Here is a 22,185-nt window from a genome sequence, read left to right as displayed (position 1 = left end):
CGGGGAAACCTCATGACGATCAAAGTCCTGCCGGGTCCGAAAGGGCCCGGCTTGCTCATACGGGTATCCGAATGGATCGGCCCGCTGCCAGTCAGGCAATCGGCCCTGCTCTTTGGTGTGCTGATTGCCTTCTGGTTCTTCGGTGCCAATACGCTTGAAAGCATGAACCGGGCCGGCCTCACCCCGGGGTTCGGCTTCCTTTCCCAGCAGGCCAATTTCGAGATCGGCGAAAGCGTCATCGCTTACCGGGCCGGTGACAGCTATGGCCGGGCCTTGCTGGCGGGCCTGGCCAATACGGCCAAGGTCGCGCTTTTCGGCTGCATCCTTGCAACCATCCTCGGTGTTACGCTCGGCATAGCCCGTCTGGCCGGCAACCGGCTGATCGCCGCGCTGATCCGCGGCTATGTCGAAATCCTGCGCGGTACGCCATTGCTGCTGCAACTGTTTGTCTGGACGGGCATCTTCCAGAGCCTGCCGGCGCCGCGCAATGCCGTGACTGTGCTTGAGCTCGCCTTCCTGAGCAATCGCGGGGTTTTCGTGCCCTCGGTCAGCATCGCCGGTTTCTCGGTCTTCGTCTGGCTCCCGGTGCTGTGCGCATTTGCCGGCGGAGTGGCCCTTGCCGCGCGGCGGATCTTCAAGGGAAGGAGCCTCGATATCTCGAAGAGCGTGGGGTTGGTGGCCGTTTCAATCGGTTTCCTGCTTGCCCTCCTGGCGCTCTTCGGCCATCCGCCGTTGATCGAGGTTCCGACGCGAGGCGGTTTCAACATTCGCGGAGGCTGGTCGCTGACGCCCGAATTCGCGGCCCTTCTCACCGGCCTCACCATCAACGCCTCGGCAATGATCTCGGAGATCGTCCGTAGCGGCATTCAGTCGGTGCAAATGGGACAATGGGAAGCGGCCCGCGCGCTCGGCCTGAAACCGGGCCAGATCATGCGGCTCGTCGTCCTACCCCAGGCCCTTCGCGTGATCACGCCGCTGATGACCTCGAGCTATCTCGACCTGACCAAAAACTCCAGCCTCGCGGTGGCGATCGGCTTTCCCGACATCGTCAGCGTCGCCAATACCACGGCCAACACCACCGGCCAGGTGATCGAGGCGATTGCCATCATCATGACAATCTACCTCACCGTCAATCTCTCCGTCTCGGCACTCATGAACCGATATAATCGCAAGATTGCGCTGAAAGGCGCCTATCCACGATGACCCTGATATCCCTGCCCTTGCCGGCACCGCGCCGTTTTGCGGCAATGCGCCTTCGGCCGCTCCTTTCCCATCCGACCAATACCGCCGTCACGCTTGCCGTTCTGGCCGTGATCTCCTGGATCGCGTTTCCACTGCTGAAATGGGCGGTCCTGGACGCCGTCTGGTGGGGAACGTCGGACGACTGCGCCGCCAGCGATGCGGGAGCCTGCTGGGCCTTCATCGGAGTGAAGCTCCGCTTCATCCTCTTCGCCTTCTATCCCCCCGATCTACAATGGCGGCCGGCGCTTGCCACCCTCTCGGTCCTCGCGCTCCTCGCAATCTCGGCCATGCCGCGCTTCTGGAGCGGCCATCTGATCGGCGTGTGGATCGTTACCCTGATCACGGCATACCTGCTGGTATCCGGCATCATTGCGCCGCCGCAAGTGTCGACGAACCAATGGGGAGGACTGCCGATCACCGTCTTCGTGTCGATTGCGGGCCTTGGCTTTGCTTTTCCCGTGGCGGTCGCCATGGCCCTTGCCCGGCAATCGCGCATGCGCATCCTGCGCGCGCTCGCCATCGCCTATATCGAGATCCTGCGGGGCGTTCCGATGATCGTTGTGCTCTACGTAGCGATGCTGATCGTGCCGATGGCTTTGCCGTCAGGTGCGCTGGTGGACAAGCTGTTGCGCGCGCAGATCGGCATCACGCTCTTTGCGTCCGCCTATCTTGCTGAAGTCATCCGCGCCGGCCTGCAGGCACTATCGCCTGGCCAGACCGATGCCGCATCGGCGCTTGGCCTTACCTACTGGCAAACTGTCCGACTGATCATCATGCCGCAGGCCCTGCGCGCCGTTATCCCGGCGATCGTCAACCTCTCGGTCGGCATCCTGCTCAATACATCCCTGCTCGCCGTCATCGGTATCCACGACCTGCTCAACGCGGCAAAGTCGTCCGCGACCGATCCGCAGTGGCTGGGCTATTACACCGAAGCCTATGTGCCAGCAGCCGCGATCTATTTCGCCATCAGCTTCAGCGCCTCGCGCTACAGCCTGTGGCTCGAACGGCATCTACGCGCAAGCGGTAATCACTAGGACAATAACTGAGGTGTTGCAGGCAGACTGAAGCAGGCTCCGAACAACCCAGAACATTCCCGGCAGAAAGAGAAGGGGCGCCGCGATGGAAGCGGCGCCCCTTCTGTTTTATGATGCCAAAGTGAGGCATATCTCAAGCGGCGGGCAGCGGCTCCCCGATCGACAGCATCAGGCGGTTCGCCCAGTTGAAGAACGCGGCCCCGTGAATCACGTCGGAGATTTCGTATTCCGTAAGTCCGGCACTCTTCAGCCGCGCCACATGCTCCTGGCCAAAGAACGAGGGAGTGGCGGTCAAGGCCACCGAGGCGGCGACGATCGCGTTCCACCGCTCACCGAGATCGGCAGTCACCCCCTCATCCAGTAGCCGCTGGACGTCCTCTGTCCGTTTCGAGTGATGCGAGGCGAACCGGGAATGCACGGAGGCGCAGAAAATGCAGCCGTTGAAGCGCGAGGCAGCGGTTGCAGCGAGCTCGCGCTCGGCGCGTGGTAGGCCGTCCGCGGTGTTGTAGAAGATATCCTTGTCGGTCAGCGTGCGTGCCTCAAGGATATCTGGATCGCGGGCAAGCAGCATGAAGTAATCAGATCTGAGTCGCGCTGCGTCCACCAACGCTTCGCGATGGCGCGGTGTGAGCTCTGCTTCCTTCAAAGGTTCCAGCCAAGGGGTCCAGCCGATATTGTCCTGCGTAAAGACGTTAGGCGCGCCGACAACGGGCGGTTCGATGATCTTGTCAGTCATTGGATGATCCTTTTCAGGCGGCAACCAGAGCCCTTAGCCCGCTGACGACGCGAAGCTGGAAGGCCAGGAAGGAAACAAGTTGCGAGAGCGTGACGATACCATTGGCGCTCCAGCCGGCATCGATCAGCCGCTGCAGCGCTTCAGGACTGGAATCGCGCGGATGGAAGACCAGAAGATGCGTGTGTTCCAAGGCCGCGGCCAGCCGCGGCCCGAGGATGGCCGCCTCCGCAACGGCCACCTGATAGACGGGTCCTGCCTGCGCCTGAGTACTCAATGGGCCTGCCGGAAAGTGGCCATAGGGACCACGGGCCGTGGCAGCCTTGGCCGCAGTGTCAATGGCAACCGCAATTGCGGGACCGCTTTTCGCATCGGCGAGGAGACCGCCATAGTGACCCGCCGCGACGGCATCGCCATGCAGCAGCGCCACGAAGGTTGCCACGGCAAGGCGCTCGCTGAGGCTGACATCGGCAACCGATGTTGGTTCGAACAACGCAAGATAGCTTTGCTGCGCCTGCGCCTTCGTGACAGGCCGACGCGCACGAAGCGGTTCGAGCCTTGCGCCTTCGCTGGCACCGGCCAGTCGATCGATGATGTCGATATTTGTCTCGGTCATGGGATTTCCAATCAAAGGTTACTGCGCGGCGGCAAGGCGGGCGGCTGATGGCCCCTGCCAGCCGAGCGCCGGGGCTACCTCGGTGGCGGCAAGCTCGATAGAACGCAGGATCGCTTCATGCGGCGGGTCGATCGAGTGTACCTGGAAGACGATGTCGGTGGAGCGGGCCAGCGCCGTATCCTGCTTGAGCGAAGCGATCACGTCGTCCGGCGTGCCGACATGGCTGTCGAGCGCACGGATCAGGTCGTTCACCGAATTGCCGGGAATTCGATGGCCGGCTTCGGCAAAGCGCGCGGCGACACGCGTCAGGCCGATCTCGGCCAGTCGAAGCGCTTCCCTGCGGTCGTCGGCCACGAACAGGCTGCGTGAACCAAGGATGCGTGGCGCACGACCGGCGGGAAGTGCCGCCAGATAGGCATCGATGATCGGGTTCTGCAGATCCCACAGCGTCGCGTCGGGATTGTCGTCCGGGCGCGGCTGCGTGCGCGACAGCATGAGGCCGTCACCGGTTTCGCCTGCGAGTTTCGCTCCCGATGTGGAGAAGGTTGCGAGCCAGACGCGGTCGAGCAGATGGGGGGCCGCCGGATAGAGCTGGTTCCCGGCGCCGAGATCGCGGCCGGCCCATGCATCGCGGACAATCTTCAGGTTGGCGCCATAAACCTCGCCGCGCTTGTCGCTGTCGATGCCGAAAGCCTCGAAGGACTCGCGCGTACCGCCGGTGCCGAAGCCAACCTCAAGTCGTCCATTGGAAAGCAGATCGAGAACGGCGGTATCTTCCGCAACCCGGATGGCATTTTCCATCGGCAGGGTAATGACGCCGGTGCCGAGGCGGATCTTCGAGGTCCGCGCAGTAACATGGGCGAGGAAGACGGCCGGAGCCGGCAAACCACCTTCATCCGCATGGAAGTGATGCTGGGCGATCCAGGCGCTGTCGAAGCCGAAGGATTCGGCATGGGCGATCTGCTCTGCGGCGAGCCGGTAACGGTCCCCCGCCTCGACTTGATCGAGAAGACGCGTGAAGAAGCCAAGCCGCTTGTCTGCCTTTATGCTGGTCATGATTTTCATCCTGCTGCGTGTTTGGAAAAGGTGCCCTGAAGGCGCGCCAACTTCTTCCCCGGAATGGCGGCGAGCAATTCGCGCGTGTAGTCGCTGGTCGGTCGGGTGAAGACATCCTCAACCGAGCCGTGGTCCACCTGTCTGCCGGCATGAAGCACCGAAACGGTGTCGGCGATCTGGCGCACGACCGCGAGATCGTGCGAGACGAACAGATAAGTCAGCCCGAAATCGTTCTGGAGCTTGGCGAGAAGCTCGAGGATCTGTGCCTGGACGGTGACGTCGAGCGCCGAGACCGCCTCATCCAGCACGACCACCTTCGGTTCGAGGATCAGCGCCCGGGCAATGGCGACTCGCTGCCGCTGCCCGCCGGACAGGGCGTGCGGGCGCCGCGTGAGGACGGATTGCGGCAGGCCGACGCGATCGATGATTCCGGCGACCCGCTCGACTCGCTCCGCGCGCGGCACTGCAGCAAAATTCAACAGCGGTTCTTCGACAATGGAGAGGATCGTCTGGCGCGGATCAAGGGAGCCATAGGGGTTCTGGTAGACCAGCTGCACCGTCCGGCGAAACTGGCGAAGCGTCTCGCCGCGCAGATCGTTTAGATCGAGGCCGCCGATTGCGACACGGCCAATGGTCGGCCGGTGGAAACCTGCGATGGCACGGATCGTCGTCGTTTTTCCGGAGCCGGACTCGCCCACGATCGCGTGGGTGCTCCCCCGCTTGACCTTGAAAGACACGCCATCGACAGCACGAAATGCAGTCCGGCCTGCAAGACTGAAATCCTGGCAGAGCCCGTCGACGACGACGACATCGTCGGCATCCTCTGGTATCGGCGCGCGCGGCACGGCCGGCGCCAGGGATGGCGCGTCCGAAAGGAGTTTGCGCGTGTAGGCACTTTCCGGAGCAGCCAAAATGTCGGTGGTTCGGCCCTGCTCCTGGATGCGCCCGCCCTGTAGCACGATCAACCGGTCTGACCGGTCGGCAGCAACCCCGAGATCATGGGTGACAAGCAGGACAGCAGTTCCGTATTCACGACGCAGATCATCGATCAGGTCGAGGATCCGCCGCTGCACGGTCACGTCGAGAGCCGAGGTCGGCTCGTCGGCGATGATCAGTGCCGGCTGGAGGGCAATGGCGATGGCGATCAGCACGCGTTGCTTCATGCCGCCGGACAGCTCGTGCGGATATTGCCTTGCCCGAAGCGCGGGATCCGAGAGGCCGACATGGCCAAGCAGCTCGACGACCATTCGGTCGGCTTCGCGCCCCTTGGCGCGGCCATGAATTTCGAGGATCTCGCGAACCTGCGCGCCGATTGTCAGCACCGGATTGAGCGAACTCGCCGGATCCTGCGGGATGAGGCTGATGGCCGCGCCGCGCACCGCATCGAGCCGCTTCTGGCTCCATCCGGAGATTTCCGTGCCGTTCAGACGGATCGAACCCTTGTCCAGCCGGCCATTGCCGGCAAGCAGTCCGATCACTGCCTGGGCCGTCGATGTCTTGCCCGAGCCGCTTTCACCCACCAGCGCCACAACCTCGCCGGGCTCCACCGTGAACGAAACGTCATGGACCACGCGGGTATAGGTCTCATCGTCGCCATAGGAAATGCTGAGGCCCGAGACTTCGAGAACCGGCCTGTTGTCGGTGCTCATGCGCCCCTCCTGCCGATCGACAGACTTACCCGATTGGCCGACAGGACGACGGCGACCACCACCAGCCCCGGTATAGCGGTCAGCCACCAGGCGGTCGCGATATAGTTGCGGCCCTCGGCGATCAACAGGCCCCATTCGGGCGTCGGCGGCGGAGCGCCATAGCCCAGGAAGCCGAGAGTGGAGATCTGCAGGATGGCCCAGCCGAACTGCAGGGCAGTGAAGGCTATGACCGAAGTCAGCGAATTGGGCAGGATATGGCGCCACAGCACCTTGAAGAAAGTGCCTCCGCTACCGAAAGCCGCTTCGACGAATTCGGCACGGCGGACCCTGACGACCTCGGATCGCATCAGCCTGGCAAAGCCGGCAATCGCGGTCGCGCCGACCGCAATGGCCGCGTTCACCGTGCCGAAGCCGAGCAGGATGATGATGCTGAGCGACAGGAGCAGGGTCGGGATCGACAGGAGAACATCGACGAGGCGCATGATCGTATCGTCGATCCACCCGCCGATGGAACCGGCGGCAAGCCCGAGCGTCGCGCCGACGAACAGGCCGACGCCGACCGCGGCGAGCGCGCCGGAGAGCGAATGGACCGCGCCATATACGATACGGGCATAGAGATCACGGCCAAGCGAATCCGTGCCGAGCAGATGAAGCGCGCTGGGCCCCTTGAGCTGTCCGCCGGGCACGCCCTCCAACGGGTCGTAGGTGGAGAAGAGACCCGGGGCGACGGCCCACAGAATGACGGTAGCCAACACAAGCCACGACAAGACCAGTCCGGGCTGGATACGCCCGAAGCGTCGAAGGATGCTGGTCTTGCGAACGACAGCGACCGCAGTCCTGCCGGACACGGAGAAATCGGCGCCCGATGTATCGAACGTGGTCATGACGTGGCTCCTGTCCTAGCGCGAAGGCGCGGATCGAGAAGAGGATAGGCAAGATCGACGATGAGGTTGATCAGCACGAAAGCGGTGGCGGAAATCACCACGATGGCCTGGAGCACGGCGAGATCCTGATTGCCGACCGCCTTCTCGGTCAGCCCGCCAATGCCGTTGAGCCCGAAGACGGTCTCCGTGACGACAGCGCCGGCCACCAGTTCGCCGAACAGCACGCCGGCAATGGTCAGGACCGGCAGAACGGCGTTGCGGGCCACATGGCGCCAAAGGACTCGCCCGCGGGATGCTCCCTTGGCACGGGCGACCGACACGAATGGTCGCGTCTGGACTTCATCGAGATTGCGAATGAGGATCTGCGCCAGCGGTGCAGAAATCGGCACGGCCAGTGTGAGCACCGGCAGGACAAGGCTTTCCCAGGGGCCTGGATTGATGACCGAGACAAGCTTCAAACGGAAAGAGAAGATCTGGATCAGCATGATGCCGAGCCAGAAGACAGGGATCGAGATGAACAGCGACGGCAGGGCCTGAACGAGGTTCCGAATCCAGGCGAAAGGCGAAAGGCTCGAGCCGAAGGCAATCAGGCCGGCGAGAAGCGACGCCGCGACAAAACCGAAAAAGCTGAGTTGCAAGGTTTCCGGAAGATTGGCGGCAAGCTGGGCCGAGACCGGCACTCCCGCATGGACCGAATAGCCGAAATCGCCCTGCAGGAAGTTCGCAAGCGTATGCAGGTATTGCGTCACGATCGGGCTGTCGATGGCATAGGAGGCGCGGATCTCAGCGATTTGCTCGGGACTGAGGCCATATTCCGGATTGAGAAACTTGATCAGTACCGCGTCGCCGGGCATGGCCTGCAGCAGGATGAATGACAGCGTGAAGGCGGCCCACAACACGATCAGGGCCTGACCGATGCGCAGGATGACATATTTGGGCATGAGCAAGCTCCCGGATTCCTGGACGCAGAAGGCGGCCGGCCGAAGCCGGCCGCCTTGGACTGCTTACTTGTTGAGCCAGACGCTGTAGAAGCTCGGACGTCCGACAGCTTCGAAGGCAACGCCTTCGACATAAGGCGCAGCGGCAAAAGCCTGCGGCTCTTCGAAGATCGGGATCGCATAGGCTTGGTCGAGGACGTAAGCCTGCGTGTCGGCAACCGTCTTCAATCGCTTTTCGCGATCCGGCTCGGAGGCGATGCCTTCAAGGAGCGTATTCAGCTTGTCGTCGACGAATGACTTTATCTTGTCGCTGGCTCCGCCCTTCTGGCGCAATACGTCGCGGTTCTTCGGATAGTACTGACTCTTGATGACGTCGGGATCGGCGCGGCCCACCATGGCCGGCGAGACTGGCGTCTTCAGCGGATCGAGGTCGTCGACAGTCCTGCTGCCAGCATCACCGGCGAGCACGTTGAGCGTCACCCCAACCTTTCCCCACTGCTGGGCGACAAGCTGCAACGTCGCCTTGTTCTGCGGCTGCGGCAGCGATTCATAGGCCGTCAGAACGAGCTTCTGGCCATCTTTTTCCCGGATCCCGTCCGCGCCCGGCTTGAAGCCTGCTTCATCGAGCAGCGCCTTGGCTTTTTCCAGATCAAAGCCCAGCTTGGCAGACTGATCGACGTAGCCGATCGCCGTCGAGGCGATGATCGAGGTTGCCACCGGATAGTTCTTAGAGAAAAGGGTTGAAACGATTTCCGGGCGGTTCGTCGCGGCCAGCAGAGCCTGACGAACCCGGACATCGGCGACCAGCGGATTGTCCGGCCGGAAGACAATACTGTTGTTGATGCCACGGGTGCTCGGCGCATGGATCTTGAAGCCCTGGGCTTCGACCTGCGGCTCGTCATAGGCCTGGATCTGGCGGATGAAGTCCGCCTGCCCCGCCAGAAGCGCTCCGATGCGCACGCTGTCTTCGCCGGTGATGATGTACTTGATTCCGTCGAGATAGGGGCGCCCCTGATGCTCAAGCTTGGCCGGACCCCAGTTGTAATCGTCGCGTGCCTTGAGGCTCAGCTCCTTGCCGAGCGTTTCGCTCTCGACGACGAAGGGGCCGGAACCGATGATCTTGGTCGCGTCGCCGAGCTGTTCGAACGGCAGCTCCAGAGTCTTCAACGAGACAAGACCGGAGCCGATGACTGAGGTGCCCTGCAGGAAGCCCGGCGACGGCTTCTTGAAATAGAATCTCACCGTCAGCGGATCGATGACTTCGCTGTGGTCGTAGTTGTTGACCACTTCGGAGACCGGTTGTTTCAACTCCTTGTTGCCAAGGCCGAATGTATCGTAGTTCTTGGCAACGGCGGCCGCATCGACCGGCGTGCCGTCGGAGAAGGTGACGCCCGGCTTCAGTCTGAACGTATATTCGGTCGCCTCGGCATTGATCTCCCAGGATTGCGCGATCCACGGCTCGATCTCCAGCGTCTTCGGATTCTGGTAGGTCAGCTTGTCGGTGATCTGGTTGAGAATGCCGCCGTTCGGGTAGAAACCGCCGGCCGGCGGATAGAGATTGGTGTGAGCCTGTTGCTCCAGATAGATCAGGGTGCCCCCCTTGATCGGGTCTGCGGCCTGCGCGCCACTAACCACCGCCCCAACGATTGAAAACGCCGCAACGCTCAGCAGGGCGAGATGTCGATATGCCGTCATGGGAAAACCTTCCAGTCATTTGATGACCAATAGGGTAATCCCTTTCCTCTCTGGATCAATGTAGTATACTAAATCCATATACTATAATGAAAACAGACTTTGTATAAATGTGCTAGGCTGCCCACACCGCGCGGAAAAATTGCCTCTGCCCCACGCGAACCGATTTAGGTCACTCAGGCAGTTCTCCAAATGACGGCGGGCTGTGGCTCAACTGCATACGAGCCGTTTGCAGGCCTCCCGAGAAGAAGGGGAAGATGGGACGCGTTTCCCCGAAAAAGGGCTGGGCAACAAGGCCCTGACAATGGTCAGTAGGGCTGGAACGCCGGTGCCTGTCAAAGGTTATTTCGACGAATTTCGAAATAGTAATTGACAGGCGTGATGCGGCAGACTAAGCATATTTCCATGAAACTCGAATTAGCATCATCACAGATGGAATCGTTGGGCAACCCGACGCGGCTGCGCATCTACCGCATGCTCGTGCGCGCGGGTTACGATGGCCTTCCCGTGGGTGGCCTTCAGCAGAAACTCGACATTCCCGGCTCGACGCTCTCGCATCACTGCAGGAACCTGATCGAGGCAGGGCTCATGACCCAGGAACGGATTGGAACGACGCTGGTCTGCAGGGCGAACTACAAGGCGATGTCCGCTCTCATCGGCTACCTCTCGGATGAATGCTGCGCTGACGGCGCCTGCGAGGATGTCCGGGAGGCGGCCAAAGCCTGATTTTTTGCCGTTTTATTTCGATCTTGCTAGAAATACAGAAGGAAAAAATGGATGGAAGCGATCAAGAACCTACCCGTCGCCATCATCGGTGCAGGACCTGTCGGTCTTGCGGCGGCAGCCCAGCTCGTTCGCCGCGGCCTGAAGCCGTTGATCCTCGAGAGCGGCCCGTCAGCCGGAACCTCGCTGCGGGCATGGGGGCATGTGCGCGTCTTTTCGCCGTGGCGCTATGTCGTTGAGGCGGCCGCCGCCGAACTGCTCCGTTCCACCGGATGGAACGCACCAGACGACGATGCCCTTCCGACCGGTACCGAGATCGTCGAGCAATACCTGGAACCGCTGGCCCGCGTTCCGGAGATTGCGAAGAACATCCTGTTCGACGCGAAGGTCAGCGCGATCACCCGCCAGGGGCTCGACAAGGTGGCCAGCCAAGAGCGCGACGCGGCTCCCTTCCAGATGAGATACACCGACAAAACGGGTACGGAGAGATCCGTAATCGTTCGCGCAGTCCTTGATGCTTCCGGTACATGGAGCCGGCCAAGCCCAATGGGCGTCGACGGGCTGCCGGTAATCGGCGAGAAAAGCGCCTCCGACAAGATCGCCTACGGCATCCCCGATGTCACCGGACGAGACAAGGCAGACTATGCCGGTCGCTGCGTCCTTGTGGTCGGGAGTGGACATTCCGCAATCAATGCCGTGCTCTCTCTCCTTGATCTGCAGGCAACCGCTCCGGCCACGAAAGTGCTCTGGGCACTCAGGCGAAACCGCATCGAGCGACTGCTTGGCGGCGGCCTGAACGACCAGCTGCCGGCGCGTGGCGATCTGGGCCTGGCGGCCAAGGCGGCAATCGAAAACGGGCGCGTCAGGCTGCTGGCGCCGTTCTCCGCCCAGTCAATCCAGACCGCGGGCGACGGACTGCATGTCGAAGCCTTGGTTGACGGCCAGCCTGAACAAATCGCCGTTGACAGGATAATCGTCGCGACCGGTCTCCGCCCCGATCTCGACATGCTGAGGGAAATCAGGGTTGACCTTGATCCAGCGGTGGAAGCCCCTCGCAAGCTCGCACCGATGATCGACCCCAATTTACACTCCTGCGGCACAGTCCCTCCGCATGGTGTGGTCGAACTGACCCAGCCTGAGCCGGGCTTCTTCATTGTCGGCGGAAAATCCTACGGACGGGCACCGACATTCCTCATGGCGACCGGCTATGAACAGGTGAGATCGGTCGTGGCGGAACTTGCCGGCGACCACAAGGCCGCGCGGGAAGTTCACCTCGTCCTGCCGGAGACCGGCGTCTGCAACGTGTCGTCGTCGCCTTCGGCGGCACCATCCGCCGGGGGGTGCTGTGGCGGCCCTGCCCCGGCAAAGGTCGACGCCTGCTGTGTCCCCGACGTCGAGGTCAAGGAAGCGGGCAAGTCCGGTTGCGGTTGCGGCTCTACCGCACCGACGCAGAGCGAAACGGCAGCCGCCGAATGAATGGCCGGACAGCGCCCGCGCGCCTCATCTGGGCGCTCGGGGCGACGCAGATCATCGGCTACGGCTCGCTCTACTACTCGTTCAGTATTCTCGCGCCGGATATGGCGCGGGAGTTCTCCATTCCGGTTGTTCGGATTGCTATCGGCAGTTCTCATGGTCGCGGCCTGTTTGCGCCGAAGCCTGGACGGGAAGCGGAATCGACTGGTCCCGGCGCGGGACCATAGGAGGGGCCGCCCTTCCCTCACCGCCCCGGTCGCGCAAGCGATCGTGCGATGTCAATGATGTCGTCACGCGCCGCCGTCGGGTCCTCCTTGTTCCAGGCAACCCCAAGCCCGATCCGGAAATCAATGCCCCGCACCTTCTTCAGCACGATGTCGCGATCGGGAAGCTCGGCTGTCCATTCCGGCGCAAAGCCGACACCGAGACCGGCGGACACCAGCGAGATCAGCGCAAAGGTGTCGTCGCAGGTGTAGGCGACATTGCCGGCCAGATCATGCTCTTCAAACTTCTCGGCGAAGTACCGCTCCGTGTAGGAGAGGTTCTGCCGCCTGAAGCCGATGATCTTCTGATCCCGCAGATCGGAAACGGAAACTTCCTCAAGACCGGCCAGCGGATTGTCCCGCCCCACCGCCAGCAGATAGCGCTCATGGGCAATGGAGAAGAAGCGCAGCGAACCTATATTCTCAACTGGCCGGATGAAGCCGAGGTTGATGCGGCCACATTCCAGCTGGCGGATGATGTCGCTGGTCGAGCCATTGGAGACATGCAGGCGGATGTCGGGATATTTCCGACCGATACGCGACAGGAACGCCGGCAGCACGCCGGTGGTCGCCGGATAGATCGTGCCGATCCGGATCTCACGCACCGTCTTGCCGGCAACCGAGCGGGCCATCTCGGCCGAGAGCTCCAGATCGCTTAGCATCCTGACACAGCGATCGTAGAACACCTCCCCTGCCCGGGTCAGTTCCACCCGCCGCGTCGAGCGCAACAGCAGCTGCACCCCCAGAGACTTCTCCAGCGCCTGCACCTGGGTGCTGAGCGCCGGCTGGGCGATGTTGACCCGCATGGCGGCACGCCCAAAGTGCAGCTCCTCGGCAACGGCCACGAAATAGGAAAGCTGGCGGATTTCCATGACAAGTAGTCCCACCACGTTCACCTTGCCCCACAGATCCGGCACGCGGCTCGCTGCTGCGACAATGGCACGAACATACCCGATTTTGGAGTACTCTGAAAGAGGGTTCAAGTTGACGGCCAACTCAACAGATCTGGCTATCCCAATGCCCTCATTTCACGCGCTGCTTTACGGTCGGCTAATTGACGCGCTCGTGGATGCGCGTAAGTCTGCGAAACTCACACAGGAAGAGGTTGGAAGACGAATCGGTTCTCGCCAGACTTTTGTCTCAAAGTTCGAACTCGGCGAACGAAGACTGGATGTAGCAGAATTCATAAAGGTCAGCCGAGCAATAGGCGCCGATCCCCATGAACTTATTCGTCAGGCTGAGAGCGGCGACTAAGTTTGAACCGCCATCGATCGCGCACGGCGCTTGGCGAAACGCTTAACAAGCTAACAGCTAGCCACGATGGCGCCGGACAACCGCCATTTACAATGCCCACATTCACCGTGACACTTTGGTGTACGTCCGCCGATGTAGTAACCTTGCCGCACCTAGTGTTGACTGGTAATGGGATGATGAACGTTAAGCTGTCAACGAGGACACTATGGCAACTGGCACGGTAAAATTCTTCGCCCAAGACAAAGGTTTTGGTTTCATCACCCCCGATAATGGCGGGCCGGATGTGTTCGTTCACATTTCAGCTGTCGGCTTCGGTGGCTCGCTTCAGGATGGCCAGAAGGTCAGCTACGACGTGGGGCAAGACCGTAAGACCGGAAAGTCGAAGGCTGAAAACGTCAGCGTTCTCTAAAATCAGCTTGATCGGCCCCGTTCAAATTTACGGGGCTGAAAGCGGTTCAACAGTCGCTCTTGAACGGATTCGAACCTTCTACCCCCGCATCTGCAAATGAAGCCCCTGATTACAAATGATAAAAGGCTTCGCTTGCAACTTGCGCGACGTTCCTAAAATGTTCTAAGCTTGGTCGTCTGGAACCTTGGTGAACTGCTCTGTTGGTTTCCACGCGGAACTGAGCCGGTTAGGCGCCAGGAAGCTGTCGGGCTCGCAGGAGCTATTCGATCCTCGTTTAATTTACCGGACGGAAAAGCTGCCGACATAACAGTTCCGACTAAACCAGAACACTAAGCCCAATCCACATGGCTTGCCAACTGGCCACCGAAGATTCGCGAATGCCCGCGAAACTCCGCAACGATCAGGCCGTCTTGATTGGAGATACGAACATCGTAGAGGCCCGACCGGCCTTGCTGGGAAATCTCTTTCGCTACGGCGGTGAGCCGGTCATTTCGCCGCGCGGGGTTCACATAGGTAATCGAACAATGCTGGCCGACCGTCATCTGGTTGCGGCTGTTGCAGGCAAAGGCGAAAGCACAATCCGCCAGCGTAAAGATATAGCCGCCATGACAGGTGCCGAACCCGTTCAGCAAGTTCTCGGTCACCAGCATCGAGACGGTCACATGACCGGCTGCGACCTGATCGACGGTGAGGCCGAGATTTCGGACCGCCTGATCGGACGCCAGCATCGTCTGAACGCAAATCTCGGCAACTTCCTGTTCGGTGATGGTCATCGGCCCTGAAACTCCGGTTTGCGTTTTTCCAGAAACGCCATCACGCCTTCGGAATAATCGGCGGTGAGGCCGGCTTGCCGCTGCAATTCGCGTTCAAGGTCGAGCTGGCTGTCAAAGCCATTGTCGCTGGCCGCATGGATTGCCCGCTTGGTGAGGCCAAGACCCTGGGTTGGGCCGGATGCCAGTTTCCGCGCCAGCGCTTCGGCTTCCGCGGCGAGTTCACCATCCGGAACCGCCCGCCAGATCAGGCCCCAGGCGGCAGCGGTGGTTGCATCGAGCGGCTCGCCCAGCATAGCAAGCGCCTTGGCACGCGGTTCACCCAGCCGTCGTGCCAGCGTCCAGCTGCCACCCGCATCGGGGATCAGTCCGAGACGGACGAAGGACTGGATGAATTTTGCCGATTCTGCCGCAAGCACGATGTCACATGCCAGAGCGAGATTGGCACCGGCACCGGCCGCAACGGCGTTGACGGCGCAGACGATCGGCTTTTCGAGACAGCACATCAATCGCAATGTCGGATTGTAGAAGGTCTCGAGCGAATGACCGAGGTCGGGCGCGGAGGTACGGTTGCGCGGATCGCGGGCGGAAAGGTCCTGTCCGGCCGAAAAGCCGCGCCCGGCACCTGTCAGCAGAACCGCCCGAACAGAGGGATCGCTCCCAGCCCGCTCGAGGCCGGCTCGCAAGGCCAGATGCATCTCCTCATTAAAGGCATTGAGCTTATCGGGCCGATTGAGGGTGAGCCGGAGCAGGCCATCGGAATATTCGGAAAGAACCGTGTCCATCTCAGTTTCCCTTCCCGCTGCTTGTCTCGGCACAATGCATCGGCCCGCCGCGCCAGCGCGGAAAGCCATAGCCATGGATGAGCACGAGATCGATATCGGCGGCAGAGCCCGCAATCCCTTCATCGAGGATCGCGCGCCCTTCCTCCGCCATCACTTCCAGCAGGCGTGCCGCAATCTGTGTGTCCGAAATCTCGTTCTGGGAAACGGCGGGAAGCGCGAGAATTTCGCCAACGGTCGATGAAACCTGCGGCTTACCATTCCCATCGGGATAGTCGTACCAGCCGGCACCGGTCTTGCGACCCTTGCGACCAGCCCGCACCAACCGGTCGCACAGCGTTTCGGGAAGCGCCTGGCCATCCGCCCGCGCGGCTTCGCGCTGCAGGAAAGCGATATCGAGCCCTCCAAGGTCCTGCGCCTCGAAGGGCCCCATGGCAAAGCCGAAGTTCCGCATCGCTGTATCGACCGCCCCGATCGACACGCCCTCCAGCAACAGGGCCTCGGCACCAGCTCGATAGCGCTTCAGAATTCGATTGCCGATGAACCCGTCGCAGATCCCGGCCTGAACCGGCACTTTCCCCAATTGTCGGGCCAGTGCGAAAGCGGTCGCCAGGACGTCCGCCGACGTCGCTGCGGCCGGCACAATCTCCAGCAGCTTCATGACATTGGCGGGGCTGAAGAAATGCAGCCCGAGAAAGCGTTCCGGCTGTTCCAGCCCTTCGGCAATCGCCGCAGGATCGAGATAGGACGTATTGGTCGCCAGAATGGCATCCTTGCGGCACGCCGCCTGCAGCTTGGCAAAGACGGCACGCTTGACGTCCAGTTTTTCGAACACCGCCTCGATGGCGAGATCGACATCCGAAAGAACGCCATAGTCGGTTGATCCGTCCAACTGCGCCATACGCGCTTCGGTCTCGGATTCCGTCAAACGACCGCGCTCGACATTGGTCCGGTAGAGATTGCGCAAGGTTGCAAGACCATGGTCGAGTGCGGCCTGATCCCGCTCGATCAGCACCACCGGCAGTCCCGCATCGAGAAGTGCCGCCGCAATCCCCGTTCCCATGGTGCCACCGCCGATAACGGCGGTCTTCCGGATAGGCAGCGGACGCACGCCTTCGAGCGCCTGCGGACGGGGTGCCGCCCGTTCAGCCAGGAAAACATGGCGAAGCGCCGCCGCCTCGGCTGAGTCTCGCAATTCGAGAAAAGTCGCTCGTTCATGACGCATCGCGCGATCGAAATCCGTCTCGGCCGAATTCCTGAGGCTGGCAAGCGCCCAGGCCGGCGCCTGCTGCCCGCGATAGCGTCGGCTGAGAGCCTGTGCCTGTTGTTTCCAGAACGCCTCTGGCGGAGACGTAGGAACCCTGTCACGGCTGAGTGTCGGCCGCGGCTTGGCGGCGATGTCGCGGGCAAACGCAATCGCGGCCTGGCGCAGATCCGTCCCGTCCACCAAAAGATCGACGAGGCCGAGCGCATTGGCCTTGCCGGCACTGACCGGCTTGCCGGAGGTGACCATATCGGCGGCGGCTTCGAAACCGATCAGCCTTGGCAGCCGCACGGTGCCGCCGGCACCCGGGATGAGACCGAGATTGACTTCTGGCAGCCCCAGTTTCGCCCCCGGCATTGCGATGCGATAGTGGCAGCCAAGTGCGACTTCGAGACCACCTCCGAGCGCGGATCCATGGATCGCCGCCACCCAGGGCACGCTTGCGCCTTCGATGCGGGCGATGACATCCGGCAGATGCGGCGCAAGCGTCGGTTTGCCGAATTCACCGAGATCGGCCCCGGCGATGAAGGTTCTGCCGGCGCAGATCAGCACCACCGCCTCGACGGACGGATCGGCATCGAGCGCCACAGCCGTTTCGATCAATGCCTGCCGCAGCGCCTGCGACAGGGCGTTCACCGGCGGATGATCGATGGTGACGATGGCCACGCCACCATCAATTTCAACAGTCACGATCATTTCATATTCCCAGATAGGCTTCGCGGATCTTCGGATCGGCAATCAGTTCATCCGCCGGTCCTTCCATGGCGATCCGGCCGGTTTCCATGACATAGCCCCGGTCGGCGATCGAAAGAGCGCCATAGGCATTCTGCTCGACGAGCAGAACGGTCACCCCGAGCGCCTTCAAATTGCGCACGACATCGAAGATCTGGGCGACCAGGATCGGCGCCAGTCCCATCGATGGTTCGTCGAGCAGCAGGCAGGATGGACGCCCCATCAGAGCCCGGGCAATGGCCAGCATCTGCAATTGCCCGCCGGAGAGACCGCCGGCCACCAGGTTCCGCTTTTCCTTGAGGATCGGGAACATCGCGAAGGCATCGTCCATATCGGACCCGACGCGATCATCGCGAAACAGGAAGGCACCGAGACGAAGATTTTCCTCGACCGAGAGGTTGGTGAAGATCTGTCTTCCTTCCGGCGATTGCGCCAGGCCTCGACCGACCCGTTTGTAGGCTGGCACCTTGTCGAGCGCTTCGCCACGGAAGGTGATGGCGCCGGTAGATACCGGCTGCACGCCGGAAAGACAGCGCAGCAGCGTTGTCTTGCCCGCACCGTTGGCGCCGACGACTGTGACGATTTCGCCGGAATGGACTGTCAGGTCCACGCCATGCAGAACCTCGATGCGACCGTAACGCGATCTGAGACCTTCAACTGTCAGCATGGGCATCCTCCGCAGCCTGTTTGCCGAGATAGGCGGCAATCACTTTCGGGTTCTTGCCGACGGAGGCAGGGTCACCCTCGGCGATCTTCACGCCATGGTCGAGCACCACGACATGGTTGGAGATGCGCATCACCATCTTCATGTCGTGCTCGACGAGCAGTATGGCGACGCCGCTTCTGGCGACTTCGGCGATCAGGTGGTCGATCTCCTCGGTTTCCACGGCATTGCAGCCAGCGGCCGGTTCATCGAGCAGCAGCACTTTCGGGTTGAGCGCGAGCGCCCGCGCGATCTCGAGCCGTTTCAGCGCACCATAGGAGAGGCTCGCCGCTTCCTGGCTCGCCGCCCGCGCCAGCCCGACCCGGTCCAGCAATGCGAGGGCCTCCTGGGCGGCAATGCGGGCACGCCGGCGCGAAGACGGCAATGCGAGGAGATCGGCGATCAGCGGGCCGCTTTCCTTGAGATGAAAGCCGGCAATCACATTTTCCTGCACCGTCATCGCCTGGAAGATCTGCAGGTTCTGGAAGGTGCGCGACATGCCTCGTCGGGCCAGAAGATGCGGGCTGATCGCCGTCACATCGGTCCCATCCAGCATTACCCGCCCCGATTTCGGCCGGTAGACGCCCGAAATCATGTTGAACAGGGTGGTCTTGCCGGCGCCGTTCGGCCCGATCACCGATACGATTTCACCCTTCTCTATCGAAAAGGAAACATCATCCACGGCGCGCAGGCCGCCGAAGGCAATTCCGAGGCCTTCGATGCTCAAGAGGCTCATTCTCCACTCCCCCGGACCAGTCGCGCCAGCGAGGGCAATAGGCCTTCGCGCATATAGATCATCACCAGCATCATGATCAGTCCGAGCATGATCTGCTCGTACTCGGCAAAGATGGTCAGCGCCTGCGGCAACAGGGTCAGGATCGCCGCGCCGAAGATTGCGCCGAGCACCGATCCGGCGCCACCGAGGACGGCCATCGTCACGAGTTCGATCGAATGCATGTAGCCGGCCACTTCCGGCGTCACGAACTTGTTCTGCAGCGCGATCAGCGAACCGGAGACCGAGGCATAGACCGCCGAAATGACGAAGGCCTGCAGTTTGTATCTGGCGATATCGACACCGACGGTGCGTGCTGCCACTTCCGAACCATGCAGCGCCCGCAGGGCGCGTCCGGTGGGACTGTCATAGAGATTGAGCGCCAGCCAGGCGCCTAGGATCATGCAGAGACCCGACAGGATGTACCAGAGTTCGCTGTTGGACAGATCGAGACCCGACGCCTTGACGAGGGCGCGAATGCCGAGATCCGGCACTTCGATCCCGTCCGGACCCTTGGTGATGTCGCGTTCGTTGGTCAGCACCATCGCCACGAGAATGCCGAAGCCGAGGCTGGCCACGGCCAGATAATAGCCCTTGAGCCGCAGGATCGGACGTCCGACCAGATAGGCGATGATCGCCGAAAGTGCTGCTCCCAGCAGCACAGCCAGGGCCGGATGCAAGCCGAGATAGGCCGGTGCCAGTGCACAGGCATAGGCCCCGATCCCGACGAAACCGGCATGTCCAAGGCTGATCTGGCCGGCATAGCCGGTCAGAATGACGATGCCGGTGACCGCGAGCCCGTTGACGAAGACCAGCGAGCCGATACGGAAATAATAGGCGGACGGGAAAAAGAACGGTGCGGCGATGACCAGTAGGATCAGAAACAGCAGCGTCGTGTGTTTGGTTCCGAGTTTCATCATCAGACGCGATCCGTGAATGTCCGGCCGAACAGGCCCTGCGGCATCATGAACAGCACCGCGAGAATGACGATGAAGGCGACGGCATCCTTGTACTGACTGGAGATGAAACCGGCCGAAAGCGCTTCGAAAATGCCGAGCAGAAGGCCGCCGACAAGCGCGCCCTTGGGATTGCCCATGCCACCGAGCATAGCGGCGGCGAAACCCTTGAGGGCGAGCGCGATGCCGATGTCATAGCCCGTCATGGTGATCGGCGTCATCAGAATGCCCGCGAGCGCGCCGATTGCCGCCGATAGCGCGAAAGACAGAGCCATCACCCAGTTGGTGTTGATGCCGACCAGTTGGGCGGCGAGCCTGTTGTTGGATGTCGCCAGCACCGCCTTGCCGGTCAAAGTCCGGGTGAAGAACAGCCAGAGCGCCGTAAAGACCAGCACCGCGCCGGCAATGACCCAGAGGCTCTGCGGCAGAATGGTCGCGCCGAAAAGGATGATCGGCTGATCACCGGAAAAGGCCGGGAAGCGATGCAGCTGCTTGTCGAATACATTCTGCGTGACGCCACGAATGAAGATGGAGGCGCCGATGGTGATGATGATCAGCGACACGACCGGCGCCTTGCGGGCAGGTTCGATCGCCAACTTGTTGAGAATGATGCCGATCAAGGCAACGGCGACGATCGCGATCAGGGCTGCCAGCGGCAGCGGTTGACCGGCATCGTGAAGAAATACCGTCACCATGCCGCCCAGCATGACGAACTCGCCCTGCGCGAAATTCACAACGTCCGAGGCATTGTAGATGATGGTAAAACCAAGGGCCACCAGCGCATAGACCGCGCCGACCGTCACCCCTGAAAGTATAAACTGCATCAGTTCAGGCATCAGGTTCCGAGCTCCTGCTTCGTGATGGAAGGCCGGGCTCAGGCCCGGCCAAGCCGGTTCACTCGACGATGGTCCAGTGGCCCTTGCGGATTTCGAGCATCTTGAAGGCCGAGAGGTCGAAACCAAGATGGTCCTGCGGCGACATCGTCACCGTGCCGGTGGTCCCGACCAGACCCTTGGTGGTTTCGATCGCATCGCGGATAGCCTTCGGCTCGGCGGAGCCTGCCCGCTTGATGGCATCGGCAAGAATGCGCACGGCATCATGGGCATAACCACCGAAGGTGCCGACCGGAGCGCCGGTCGCGCCTTCGAACAGCGTCTTGTAGGCGGCAACGACCGGCTTCTGCGGATCGGAATCGCCGAGCAGGTCGCCAACCAGAAGTGCCGTTCCGGGGAGGCGGACACCTTCGCTCGCCTCTGGGCCGGCAAGGTCGATATAGCCCTGCGAGGCGACACCATGGGATTCATAGAGCGGGATCTTGATGCCGAGCTGGACGACATTGCGCGTGACGACCGCGGCACCCTGGCCGAAACCCGGATTGAGGATAGCCTGGATGCCGTCCTTGCCACGAATGTTGGTCAGCTGCGGCGTCATGTCCGCATCCTGCGGGCCGTAATTTTCGTCCGCCAGCACCTCAATGCCATACTCATTGACGATGCCGAGACATTGCTTGCGCATCGAAGAGCCGAAGCCATCGGTCGACGAGATCATGCCGATCTTGGTGATACCGCGCTTCTTCATGTCTTCGAAAATCTTGGCGCAGGCCATGCGGTCGGTATGCGGCGTCTTGAACACCCAATGCTTGACCGGGTCGATGATCTCGATGGCGCCGGCAAGCGAAATGAAGGGGATCTCCGCTTCCTCGACCACCGGAATGATCGCCATCGAGGTGCCCGAGGTCGTTCCGCCGATGACGGCGTTGACTTCGTCTTCCTCGACGAGCCGGGTGGCGAAGGTGCGGGCCTTGTTGGGATCACCGCCATCGTCATAGACCACGAGCGAGATCTTCTCGCCATTGATGCCGCCGGCCGCATTGATCTCCTCGATCAGCAGCTTGAGGGTTTTCGCCTGCGGATCCCCCAGAGCGCCGGCCGGGCCGGTTTCTGAAAGCGTGGCGCCGATCTTGATATCCGCAGCAGCGGCACCGGTCATTGCCATAAGCGCGGCAAGGCAAGTCATTCCTGTTTTCATGGTCTCCTCCGAAGATCCTGAATTTCCGTTTGGTCGGACAGACCTGCGCCCTCTCGGCGCAGCCTGATCACAGCCCCTCCCCCGATCTATTAATAAACAGATCGCTCGTTCTATATATTGCTTTTTCTTGCGAATCTACAAAAAACTTCAAACAGTCCGCCGAGATCTCAAACCGAGACGGAAACCTCAATAAATCAACTTTGCCAAACGTT

22 protein-coding genes are annotated in these 22,185 nt (G+C 61.5%); 6 read left to right on the top strand and 16 right to left on the bottom strand.

Translation table 11 applies throughout. The features are described 5' to 3' along the window. The first annotated feature begins 12 nt into the window (after window positions 1-12). On the top strand, window positions 13-1,203 hold the full coding sequence (locus DYZ14_RS17730) for an amino acid ABC transporter permease (RefSeq protein ID WP_154721924.1): 1,191 nt from the start codon (window positions 13-15) through the stop codon (window positions 1,201-1,203). Beyond that, window positions 1,200-2,276: an amino acid ABC transporter permease gene (locus DYZ14_RS17725; RefSeq protein ID WP_154721923.1), complete on the top strand. Its 1,077-nt coding sequence runs from the start codon at window positions 1,200-1,202 to the stop codon at window positions 2,274-2,276. The genes DYZ14_RS17730 and DYZ14_RS17725 overlap by 4 nt, the downstream gene beginning before the upstream one ends. Window positions 2,277-2,409: 133 nt before the next feature. Here the strand turns inward: DYZ14_RS17725 and DYZ14_RS17720 are convergent, their stop codons facing one another. The 7 genes from DYZ14_RS17720 to DYZ14_RS17690 all read right to left on the bottom strand — a co-directional run bounded on the left by DYZ14_RS17720 (window position 2,410) and on the right by DYZ14_RS17690 (window position 9,847). Beyond that, window positions 2,410-3,012: an alkylhydroperoxidase domain protein gene (locus DYZ14_RS17720; protein WP_154721922.1), complete on the bottom strand. Its 603-nt coding sequence runs from the start codon at window positions 3,010-3,012 to the stop codon at window positions 2,410-2,412. A gap of 13 nt (window positions 3,013-3,025) precedes the next feature. Continuing rightward, window positions 3,026-3,625: a CMD domain protein gene (locus DYZ14_RS17715; RefSeq protein WP_154721921.1), complete on the bottom strand. Its 600-nt coding sequence runs from the start codon at window positions 3,623-3,625 to the stop codon at window positions 3,026-3,028. Window positions 3,626-3,643: 18 nt separating this feature from the next. Then, window positions 3,644-4,681 carry a putative FMN-dependent luciferase-like monooxygenase gene (locus DYZ14_RS17710; RefSeq protein ID WP_154721920.1) on the bottom strand — a complete coding sequence of 346 codons (1,038 nt, stop codon included), beginning with the start codon at window positions 4,679-4,681 and terminating at the stop codon, window positions 3,644-3,646. A gap of 5 nt (window positions 4,682-4,686) precedes the next feature. After that, the gene (locus DYZ14_RS17705; RefSeq protein ID WP_154721919.1) at window positions 4,687-6,330 is read right to left on the bottom strand and encodes a dipeptide ABC transporter ATP-binding protein; all 1,644 of its coding nucleotides are present in this window, start codon (window positions 6,328-6,330) and stop codon (window positions 4,687-4,689) included. After that, complete coding sequence (locus tag DYZ14_RS17700) at window positions 6,327-7,214, bottom strand: ABC transporter permease (RefSeq protein WP_154721918.1); 888 nt, start codon at window positions 7,212-7,214, stop codon at window positions 6,327-6,329. The genes DYZ14_RS17705 and DYZ14_RS17700 overlap by 4 nt, the downstream gene beginning before the upstream one ends. Beyond that, entirely contained in the window at window positions 7,211-8,155 is a 945-nt protein-coding gene (locus DYZ14_RS17695; RefSeq protein ID WP_154721917.1) for an ABC transporter permease, read from the bottom strand. Before DYZ14_RS17695 ends, DYZ14_RS17700 begins: the two co-directional genes overlap by 4 nt. Before the next feature lie 63 nt (window positions 8,156-8,218). Then, window positions 8,219-9,847, bottom strand: coding sequence for a TIGR04028 family ABC transporter substrate-binding protein (locus DYZ14_RS17690; RefSeq protein WP_154721916.1), 1,629 nt, complete (start codon window positions 9,845-9,847; stop codon window positions 8,219-8,221). A 402-nt stretch (window positions 9,848-10,249) separates the two neighbouring features. On the opposite strand from DYZ14_RS17690, the gene DYZ14_RS17685 reads away from it, so the two are divergent. After that, window positions 10,250-10,570: an ArsR/SmtB family transcription factor gene (locus DYZ14_RS17685; RefSeq protein ID WP_154721915.1), complete on the top strand. Its 321-nt coding sequence runs from the start codon at window positions 10,250-10,252 to the stop codon at window positions 10,568-10,570. Window positions 10,571-10,621: 51 nt separating this feature from the next. Continuing rightward, window positions 10,622-12,043 (top strand): FAD-dependent oxidoreductase, encoded by a 1,422-nt coding sequence (locus DYZ14_RS17680; protein ID WP_154721914.1) that lies wholly within the window; start codon window positions 10,622-10,624, stop codon window positions 12,041-12,043. Between the two features lie 241 nt (window positions 12,044-12,284). On the opposite strand, the gene DYZ14_RS17670 is transcribed toward DYZ14_RS17680, so the two are convergent. After that, window positions 12,285-13,175 (bottom strand): LysR family transcriptional regulator, encoded by an 891-nt coding sequence (locus tag DYZ14_RS17670; RefSeq protein ID WP_154721961.1) that lies wholly within the window; start codon window positions 13,173-13,175, stop codon window positions 12,285-12,287. On the opposite strand from DYZ14_RS17670, the gene DYZ14_RS24605 reads away from it, so the two are divergent. Then, window positions 13,174-13,557 (top strand): helix-turn-helix domain-containing protein, encoded by a 384-nt coding sequence (locus tag DYZ14_RS24605; protein WP_332308685.1) that lies wholly within the window; start codon window positions 13,174-13,176, stop codon window positions 13,555-13,557. The genes DYZ14_RS17670 and DYZ14_RS24605 overlap by 2 nt on opposite strands. 205 nt (window positions 13,558-13,762) lie before the next feature. Further along, window positions 13,763-13,966: a cold-shock protein gene (locus tag DYZ14_RS17660; RefSeq protein WP_080830080.1), complete on the top strand. Its 204-nt coding sequence runs from the start codon at window positions 13,763-13,765 to the stop codon at window positions 13,964-13,966. Window positions 13,967-14,295: 329 nt separating this feature from the next. Here the strand turns inward: DYZ14_RS17660 and paaI are convergent, their stop codons facing one another. From paaI to DYZ14_RS17620, 8 genes are read right to left on the bottom strand one after another with little or no spacing between them, the layout of a single operon-like run. Then, entirely contained in the window at window positions 14,296-14,739 is a 444-nt protein-coding gene (paaI, locus tag DYZ14_RS17655; protein WP_154721912.1) for a hydroxyphenylacetyl-CoA thioesterase PaaI, read from the bottom strand. Then, entirely contained in the window at window positions 14,736-15,521 is a 786-nt protein-coding gene (gene paaG, locus DYZ14_RS17650) for a 2-(1,2-epoxy-1,2-dihydrophenyl)acetyl-CoA isomerase PaaG (RefSeq protein WP_232365578.1), read from the bottom strand. Before paaG ends, paaI begins: the two co-directional genes overlap by 4 nt. A gap of 1 nt (window position 15,522) precedes the next feature. Then, window positions 15,523-17,478 carry a 3-hydroxyacyl-CoA dehydrogenase NAD-binding domain-containing protein gene (locus DYZ14_RS17645; RefSeq protein ID WP_154721911.1) on the bottom strand — a complete coding sequence of 652 codons (1,956 nt, stop codon included), beginning with the start codon at window positions 17,476-17,478 and terminating at the stop codon, window positions 15,523-15,525. A 1-nt stretch (window position 17,479) separates the two neighbouring features. Beyond that, window positions 17,480-18,181 carry an ABC transporter ATP-binding protein gene (locus DYZ14_RS17640; RefSeq protein WP_154721910.1) on the bottom strand — a complete coding sequence of 234 codons (702 nt, stop codon included), beginning with the start codon at window positions 18,179-18,181 and terminating at the stop codon, window positions 17,480-17,482. After that, window positions 18,168-18,953, bottom strand: a complete 786-nt coding sequence (locus DYZ14_RS17635) for an ABC transporter ATP-binding protein (protein WP_154721909.1) — start codon at window positions 18,951-18,953, stop codon at window positions 18,168-18,170. The genes DYZ14_RS17640 and DYZ14_RS17635 overlap by 14 nt, the downstream gene beginning before the upstream one ends. Next, window positions 18,950-19,906 carry a branched-chain amino acid ABC transporter permease gene (locus tag DYZ14_RS17630; RefSeq protein ID WP_195950012.1) on the bottom strand — a complete coding sequence of 319 codons (957 nt, stop codon included), beginning with the start codon at window positions 19,904-19,906 and terminating at the stop codon, window positions 18,950-18,952. Before DYZ14_RS17630 ends, DYZ14_RS17635 begins: the two co-directional genes overlap by 4 nt. Before the next feature lie 2 nt (window positions 19,907-19,908). Beyond that, window positions 19,909-20,781 (bottom strand): branched-chain amino acid ABC transporter permease, encoded by an 873-nt coding sequence (locus tag DYZ14_RS17625; RefSeq protein WP_154721907.1) that lies wholly within the window; start codon window positions 20,779-20,781, stop codon window positions 19,909-19,911. Window positions 20,782-20,839: 58 nt separating this feature from the next. Further along, window positions 20,840-21,973: an ABC transporter substrate-binding protein gene (locus tag DYZ14_RS17620; protein ID WP_154721906.1), complete on the bottom strand. Its 1,134-nt coding sequence runs from the start codon at window positions 21,971-21,973 to the stop codon at window positions 20,840-20,842. Window positions 21,974-22,185 lie beyond the last annotated feature (212 nt).

The sequence above is a fragment of the Ciceribacter sp. T2.26MG-112.2 genome, from assembly GCF_900492205.1.
GTDB classification, from domain to species: domain Bacteria; phylum Pseudomonadota; class Alphaproteobacteria; order Rhizobiales; family Rhizobiaceae; genus Allorhizobium; species Allorhizobium naphthalenivorans_A.
Note: the sequence above shows the minus strand (reverse complement) of the source record. Positions and strands in the feature narration are given on the sequence as shown.